The 7,520-nt window shown below is 50.5% G+C and carries 8 protein-coding genes; 6 read left to right on the top strand and 2 right to left on the bottom strand.

Features of this window, described 5'->3' with window-relative positions:
• The 5 genes from AC1WIP_RS08500 to AC1WIP_RS08520 form a co-directional block, all read left to right on the top strand.
• The coding region (locus AC1WIP_RS08500) for a phenylalanine--tRNA ligase subunit beta-related protein (RefSeq protein ID WP_481141441.1) at positions 1-698 on the top strand (698 nt) is incomplete at its 5' end.
• Positions 699-746: 48 nt separating this feature from the next.
• Entirely contained in the window at positions 747-2,192 is a 1,446-nt protein-coding gene (locus AC1WIP_RS08505; protein ID WP_481141442.1) for an aminopeptidase, read from the top strand.
• Positions 2,193-2,203: 11 nt separating this feature from the next.
• A complete protein-coding gene (gene queA, locus AC1WIP_RS08510; RefSeq protein ID WP_481141447.1) occupies positions 2,204-3,238 on the top strand; it encodes a tRNA preQ1(34) S-adenosylmethionine ribosyltransferase-isomerase QueA in 1,035 nt (344 codons plus the stop codon).
• 21 nt (positions 3,239-3,259) lie between these two features.
• Entirely contained in the window at positions 3,260-3,595 is a 336-nt protein-coding gene (locus AC1WIP_RS08515) for a PilZ domain-containing protein (protein ID WP_318705138.1), read from the top strand.
• Entirely contained in the window at positions 3,579-4,112 is a 534-nt protein-coding gene (locus tag AC1WIP_RS08520) for a VanZ family protein (RefSeq protein ID WP_481141443.1), read from the top strand. The genes AC1WIP_RS08515 and AC1WIP_RS08520 overlap by 17 nt, the downstream gene beginning before the upstream one ends.
• Here AC1WIP_RS08520 and AC1WIP_RS08525 read toward each other — a convergent pair.
• Together AC1WIP_RS08525 and aroF are read right to left on the bottom strand one after the other, a co-directional pair.
• Positions 4,104-5,204 (bottom strand): prephenate dehydrogenase/arogenate dehydrogenase family protein, encoded by a 1,101-nt coding sequence (locus tag AC1WIP_RS08525; RefSeq protein ID WP_481141444.1) that lies wholly within the window; start codon positions 5,202-5,204, stop codon positions 4,104-4,106. The two genes, AC1WIP_RS08520 and AC1WIP_RS08525, sit on opposite strands and share 9 nt — an antisense overlap.
• A 2-nt stretch (positions 5,205-5,206) precedes the next feature.
• Positions 5,207-6,244 carry a 3-deoxy-7-phosphoheptulonate synthase gene (aroF, locus tag AC1WIP_RS08530; protein ID WP_481141445.1) on the bottom strand — a complete coding sequence of 346 codons (1,038 nt, stop codon included), beginning with the start codon at positions 6,242-6,244 and terminating at the stop codon, positions 5,207-5,209.
• A gap of 254 nt (positions 6,245-6,498) precedes the next feature.
• Between aroF and AC1WIP_RS08535 the strand changes: the two genes are divergently transcribed.
• Positions 6,499-7,520: GTP-binding protein (locus AC1WIP_RS08535; RefSeq protein WP_481141446.1), on the top strand; the 1,022-nt coding region annotated here is incomplete at its 3' end.

The raw sequence follows: 7,520 nt of genomic DNA on the forward strand, positions 1-7,520 counted from the left end.
GTCTGTCTACTAATTATAACCGGAGAAATAAGAATGTGAAGCTTTACGAGCTGGGGAATATTTACCTGCCTAAGGCGCTGCCCTTGACGGAGCTTCCCGATGAGAGGATGCAGTTTACTCTGGGATTTTACGGAGAAGGGGACTTCTTTACCTTAAAGGGAGTGCTGGAGGAGTTTTTTGAGGGTGTGGGCATGCGCAAAAAGCCGGAGTATGACCCGGAAGCCGGCAAGCCTTTCCTGCATCCGGGCCGTCAGGCGCTGATCAGATACGAAGACGTCTTAATCGGTTATCTGGGAGAGGTGCATCCGGATGTGCTTGACAATTATAATATCGGAACCAGGGCCTATGTGGCTGTGCTTGATATGCCCAGCCTGATTCCTTTTACCACCTTTGAAAGAAAGTATGAGGGCATTGCAAAATTCCCTTCGGTGAGCAGAGACATCAGTATGGTGGTTCCTGAGAAGGTTATGGTGGGCGAGATTGAGCATGTGATTGTACAAAGAGGCGGAAAGCTTCTGGAGAGCTGCCAGCTTTTTGACATTTATCAGGGCAGCCAGATTAAGGAAGGCTTTAAATCGGTGGCTTATTCTATCACTTTCCGGGCCAAGGACAGGACGCTTTTGGACAGTGATGTAAACGCGGCTATGAAGAAAATCTTAAATGGCCTGGAGCAGCTTGGCATAGAGCTGCGCCAATAAGGATAAGGAAGCAGAGAAATTCAAACAAGCTTGGAAGTGAGGAGAATCATGGAAAGAAAGAACGTATGGGAAACTTATGATGCGAAAGAGCTGAAAAAGCTGGAGGCATTTTGCGGGGAATATCGGGAATTTCTGGATCATGGAAAGACAGAGAGAGAATGTATCGACACAATTGTAAATACCATTGAAAGGGCCGGGTACAGAGAGCTTGCCACTCTGGCAAAGAGCGGAGAGGGGCTGAAAAAGGGTGACAAGGTATACAGCGTGTGGATGAACAAGTCCATCGTCATGTTCCAGATCGGCGAAAAGCCTCTGGAAGAGGGGATGAATATTTTAGGCGCGCATATTGACAGCCCGAGACTTGATATTAAGCAGAATCCTCTTTATGAGGAGGGGGGCTTTGCTTATTTTGACACCCATTATTACGGCGGCGTTAAGAAATACCAGTGGGTTACCATTCCTCTTGCCATTCACGGCGTGGTGGTGAAGAAGGATGGAACCACCGTGGAGATTAATATCGGAGAAAACGAGGAGGATCCGGTATTTTTTATATCGGATCTGCTGATTCACCTGGCACAGGAGCAGCTGGAAAAAAAGGCCGCAAAGGTCATCGAGGGGGAGGCCCTGGATATTATCATCGGGAATAAACCTCTGGTTTTAGATAAGAAATCAAGAAGCAAAAAGGAAGATGCCCCGGGAAAGGAGGATGCCCCGGGAAAGGCCGGGAAGGAGGCTGTCAAGGCAGGTGTGCTCAATATCCTTAAGGAAAGCTACGGTCTGGAGGAAGAGGATTTTATTTCCGCAGAGCTGGAGGTGGTTCCGGCAGGAAAGGCCAGAGAGGCGGGATTTGACCGCAGCATGATTCTTGCATATGGTCAGGATGACAGGGTGTGCGCCTATACTTCCATGAAGGCAATGCTGGACGTGGGAGAGACGGACAGAACCCTTTGCTGTATTCTGGTGGACAAGGAGGAAATCGGCTCTGTAGGTGCAACCGGCATGCAGTCCCGGTTTTTTGAAAATGCGGTGGCCGAGGTCATGAATCTGTGCGGCGATTACAGCGAGCTGAAGCTTAGAAGATGTCTTTCCCGCTGCTGTATGCTTTCTTCAGATGTAAGCAGCGCCTTTGATCCTTCCTATGCTTCCAGCTTCGACAAGAAAAATGTGGCCTTTCTTGGAAAGGGCATGGTATTTAATAAATTTACGGGCGCAAGGGGAAAAAGCAGCTCCAACGATGCAAATGCGGAGTACCTGGCCCATATCCGCCAGATTTTTGACAAAAAGAAAATACATTTCCAGACTGCAGAGCTGGGCAAGGTGGATTTGGGCGGCGGCGGAACCATAGCGTATATTCTTGCTTTGTACGGCATGAACGTGATAGACAGCGGCGTGGCTGTGTTAAATATGCACGCGCCCTGGGAGGCCACCAGCAAGGCGGACATTTATGAGACCTACAGAGGGTATAAAGCGTTTGTCCAGGGGGCTTGTCTCTGATGGCCGGTGAACTGAAAAAGTCAGATTTTTATTTTGAGCTGCCAAAGGAGCTGATCGCCCAGGACCCATTGGAGGACCGCAGCGCCTCCAGGCTTCTTTTGCTGGATAAAAATACGGGAGCTGTCTCCCACCGGGTGTTTCGGCAGATTACGGAATATTTAAGGCCTGGGGACTGCCTGGTGCTCAACAACACAAAGGTGATCCCCGCAAGACTGCTGGGACAGCGGGAGAAAACAGGAGGCCATGTGGAGCTTCTGCTTTTAAAACGAAGGCAGGACGATATTTGGGAGACCTTGGTAAAGCCTGGAAAAAAATGCAGACCGGGAGCAAGAATCAGCTTTGGGGACGGACTTTTGACCGCTGAGGTGCTTGAGACGGTGGAAGAGGGAAACCGGCTGGTACGGTTTACCTACGACGGTATCTTTGAGGAGGTATTGGACCGGCTGGGGGAAATGCCTCTTCCCCCTTACATCACTCATAAGCTTCAGGATAAAAATCGTTACCAGACCGTTTATGCAAAATATGAGGGTTCGGCGGCGGCGCCTACGGCGGGGCTGCATTTTACCCAGAGCCTGCTGGAGCAGATTACGGAGATGGGAGTGGAAACTGCTTATGTGACCCTGCACGTGGGACTTGGAACCTTCCGGCCAGTGAAGGAGGAAAACGTGCTGGAGCACCATATGCACTCGGAGTTTTATCAGGTGACAGACGAGGCGGCACAAAAGATAAACCGGGTGAAGGAAAAGGGGGGAAGGATTATCTGCGTGGGAACCACAAGCTGCAGGACCGTGGAGAGCGCTGCGGATGAAAATGGCATAGTGCGGCCTGGATGCGCACAGACCGATATTTTTATTTACCCGGGGTATCGGTTTAAGGTTCTGGACGGATTGATTACGAATTTCCATCTGCCGGAATCCACGCTGGTGATGCTGGTGTCTGCGCTGGCAGGCAGAGAGCATGTGTTAGGGGCTTACAGAGAGGCTATCCGGGAGCGCTATCGCTTTTTCAGCTTCGGGGATGCCATGTTCATTACAGATTTCTCATGATGAAAACGGAGGTGTACGGCTATGGAGGAGAGAAGAAGGCATAAGAGAACACAATTGTCTGCAGAGCTTGTGCTGCGGCGGATTGACGGAGAAGAAGAGGAGCTTGTGGAGATTGCAGTCACAGATGTGTCAAGGAGCGGCGTGGGATTTTTCTGCAGCGAGCCCCTGGCCATTGGAACGGTGTACGAATGTTATCTGACTTTGTGGACCAAGGAGGTATTACATACCTTTTTAAGAATCGTCAGGATTGAGATGGAGGAAAACGACTTTTCCTACGGCGCTGTTTTTGTGGGTATGTCAGAGACGGATGCGGCGAGGATTGAAGCGTATCAGACGATCAATGAAAGGGAAGAGTAAATGGACCGTCACCATAGCGGCATCTTTGCTGCTTTTTCTGCTGTATATTTTGATTTTTGGATTTTCGGGACAGGACGGTGAGGAATCCGGAAATTTAAGCCTCACCATTTCAGAAAAATGTGTGGAGGTAATCAATTCTCTTGCGGGAAATCCCTGGAGCGGACAGCGGATGGAGAGCATAGCTCTTTCTTTTGAACATCCGCTGCGGAAGCTGGCCCATTTTACGGAATATGTCTGTATGGGCATTCTGGTGTATGTGCTGTGGAGCCCTTGGATCAAAAAAGGGAAGGGCCTGACTGCGTTGACGGTGGCGTGGGTATTTGTGTCGGCGGCTTTGGACGAAATTCACCAGTTTTTTGTGCCGGGAAGATACTGCAGCTTTTGGGATGTGCTCCTGGATACCTGGGGCGGCTTTTGCGGCGTGCTTTTGTGCCTGCTGCTTTTAAAGGTCAGGACGTATCTCAGAAGGCTTTTCCCCAGGGGGAAAAAGCCTTCTGGGAAAAAAACCTCATTGTAACGGGTGGAGGGCATATCCCTTTGCACTCAGAATCTGGGAGGCTTTTTCAATGGAGTCCTCCTCGTAAAATTCGATTTTCAGGACGCCTCCCTCATATTCCCTGTTGTGGACGATCCCGATATTTTTGATATTGATCTGGTTCAGGGCCAGAATGGTGGCCACAGCGGCCAGCGCCCCGGGCTCGTCGGCAATATCAAGATTGAGGGTATAGGACCGTTTGATCGGGCCGCTGGAAGCGTCCAGAAAGGAATCTCTGTAAATGCGGGCGCTGTCAAACAGTTGATATAAGGCTTCTCCATCCCTTTTTAGAAGCTGGTCTTTTACTGCGGCAAGAGAGTCGATGTAGGAGGAGAGCAGCGAGGCGATATTTTCTGTGTTGGTCAGGCAGATCTGCTGCCACATAACGGCGGAGGAGGATGCAATCCTTGTAATATCTTTAAAGCCCCCGGCGGCAACCAGACGCATGATGCTGTCCGGAGAATCCTTTTCCCGGATGAGATTGACCAGGGAAGCGGCAATCACATGGGGCAGATGGCTTATGGCAGCCGTCACATAATCGTGAAGGCCAAAATCCAAAATGAGAGGGATAGCCCCCAGCCTTTGCACCAATTCCCGGTAAGCCTCCACTTTTTGACGGGGAACCGTGTCTGTGGGAGTCAGTATGTAATAAGCGTTCTCCAAAAGCAGCGGCCGGGAATTGACAAAGCCTGTCCGTTCGCTGCCGGCCATGGGGTGCCCTCCTATAAACTGTGCGCTCAATCCGGCATGCTCCACTGCGCTGTGAATGCCGCTTTTTACGCTTCCTACATCCGTAAGCAGGCAGGAGGGGGAAATCACTTTTTTTACTTCCTCCAGGTTGGCGTCGTTTTTTTGTACGGGAGCGCATAAAAACAAATAATCACACTGGGAAAAGCTGTGATCTATGGAGGAAGCGGCAATGTCCGCCGTATGTGTCTCCAGAGCAGCCTGAAGGGTTTCCGGACGGACATCGTAAGCGATGACTTTCACGTTCGGAATTTTTTCTTTTAAAGCCCTTGCAATGGAGCCGCCGATCAGTCCAAGACCGATAAAACCGCAAGTGAGAGATGTCATGGTTAAGCCCTTCCTTCAGATTTTATCTGAAAACTGCGGCCAGCGAGGCTGCAGAAGGGAGCAAGCTCGCGGGTCAGCTGGTCAAAATGGGCAAAGGTGAGAGACTGGGGCCCGTCGGATAAAGCGTGGGCGGGATCGTTGTGCACCTCGATCATCAGTCCGTCCGCTCCGCATGCCACGGCGGCCTTTGCCATAGAAGGCACATATTTGTAGGAGCCGGTGGAATGGGAGGGGTCCACGATAATGGGCAGGTGCGTCTTTTCCTTCATGACGGGAACCGCGCTGATATCAAGGGTATTGCGGGTGGCTGTCTCAAAGGTGCGGATGCCCCTTTCGCAGAGCACCACATTGGGGTTTCCTTCGGACATAATATACTCCGCAGCGTTGAGCCATTCATCGATAGTGGCGCACAGGCCCCGCTTTAACAGTACCGGGAGACCGGAACGTCCGGCTTCTCTGAGCAGAATGAAATTCTGCATATTCCGGGCGCCGATCTGAATCATGTCCACATATTTTACCGCCGCTTCGATGGCATCTAAGCTTACCACTTCGCAGATGGTGGCAAGCCCGGTCTCCTCCCCCGCGCGCTTCATATAGCGCAGGCCCTCTTCTTCAAGTCCCTGAAAGGAGTAGGGAGAGGTGCGGGGCTTGTATGCGCCTCCCCGCAGGATGGAAGCACCGGCGTCCTTTACGGCCCGGGCAATGCACATAAGCTGTTCCTCTGTCTCAACGGCACAGGGGCCGGCTATGATGGTCATGGTGTCCGGACCGATGACGACGTTTCCTGCTTTCACCCGGGTGGGTTCCGGATGGAATTTTTTGTTGGCCAGCTTATAGCTTTCCGTGACGGGGACGATGCGGTCCACATCCTTATAGACGGTCAGGTTTTCCGTGGAAAGCCTTGTCTTGTCGCCTACGACACCGATAATGGTGACCTCCTTGCCCTGGGAGAGATGGGCGGTAAGACCGTTGGATTCAATATAGCTTATGACAGCCTTTACGCTTTCTTCGGCAGCGCCGGGTTTCATTATAACAATCATTTGATCCTCATTTCTGCGCCGGATTTCCTGGAAGGGAGAACTGGATGCCGGCACCCATTCAGCGCTCTCTGATCTCTACAGTACTATAGCACTTCAACGTGCGAAAGTCAACCAAAACGTAAATAATGTGCAAAAATACCAACAATGACTTGTAATATGGAAATTAATTTAGTAAAATAACCGTATGGGGATTGGACTATCCAATTTTAGTTTTAGCAGGATACCCAAAATACATCGAAATTGGAGGAAAACACATGAATGTTTACACAACTGAAAAAATTCGCAACGTTGTCTTGTTAGGACACGGCGGCAGCGGAAAAACCAGTCTGGTGGAGGCAATGGCTTACCTTTCCGGCATTACCTCAAGAATGGGCAGGGGTGCCGACGGCAATACCGTAAGTGATTACAGCAAAGAAGAACAGAAGAGAAAGTTTTCCATCAGCACGTCCGTAATTCCCATTGAGTGGGAGGGTTATAAGATCAATGTGATAGACGCTCCCGGATACTTTGACTTTGTGGGGGAGATGGAGGAGGCGGTAAGCGCCGCAGGAGCCGCAATTATTGTGGTAAACGGCAAGTCAGGAATTGAAGTGGGAACGGAAAAGGCCTGGGAGCTTTGTGAGAAATATAAGCTGCCCCGGTTTGTATATGTGTCCAACATGGATGTGGACAATGCCTCCTTCCGCCAGGTGGTGGAGGATATGACAAGCCTTTACGGCAAGAAAATAGCGCCCTTTCATCTTCCTATTCGTGAAAATGAGAAGTTTGTGGGTTATATCAATGTGATTACCGAGGCGGGCAACCGCTGGCAGGGAAAAGAGGTAATTCCCTGTGAGGTGCCGGAGTATAACAAGGCAAACCTGCAGATCTGCCGGGACACCCTGATGGAAGCAGTGGCGGAGACCAGCGAAGAATTTATGGAGCGGTATTTTGGCGGGGAAACCTTCTCTGAGGCGGAGATCAGGGCTGCGCTGCGCACCAATGTCTGTGATGGAAGCATTGTGCCCATGACAATGGGATCCAACACGCTCTGCCAGGGCGTATATACCCTGCTGGACGATATCATCAAATATATGCCGAGTCCCGAGAACAGGGAAGTGGCCGGCATCAATATGAAGACCAATGAGATTTTCCACGCGGATTACGATTTCTCCAAGGCAAAATCCGCTGTTATCTGGAAAACCATCGTAGATCCCTTTATGGGAAAATATTCCCTCATAAAAGTAAATTCCGGCGTATTCAAGACGGATGATATAATCTATAATGTGGATAAGGA

Source organism: Acetatifactor sp., assembly GCF_982438285.1.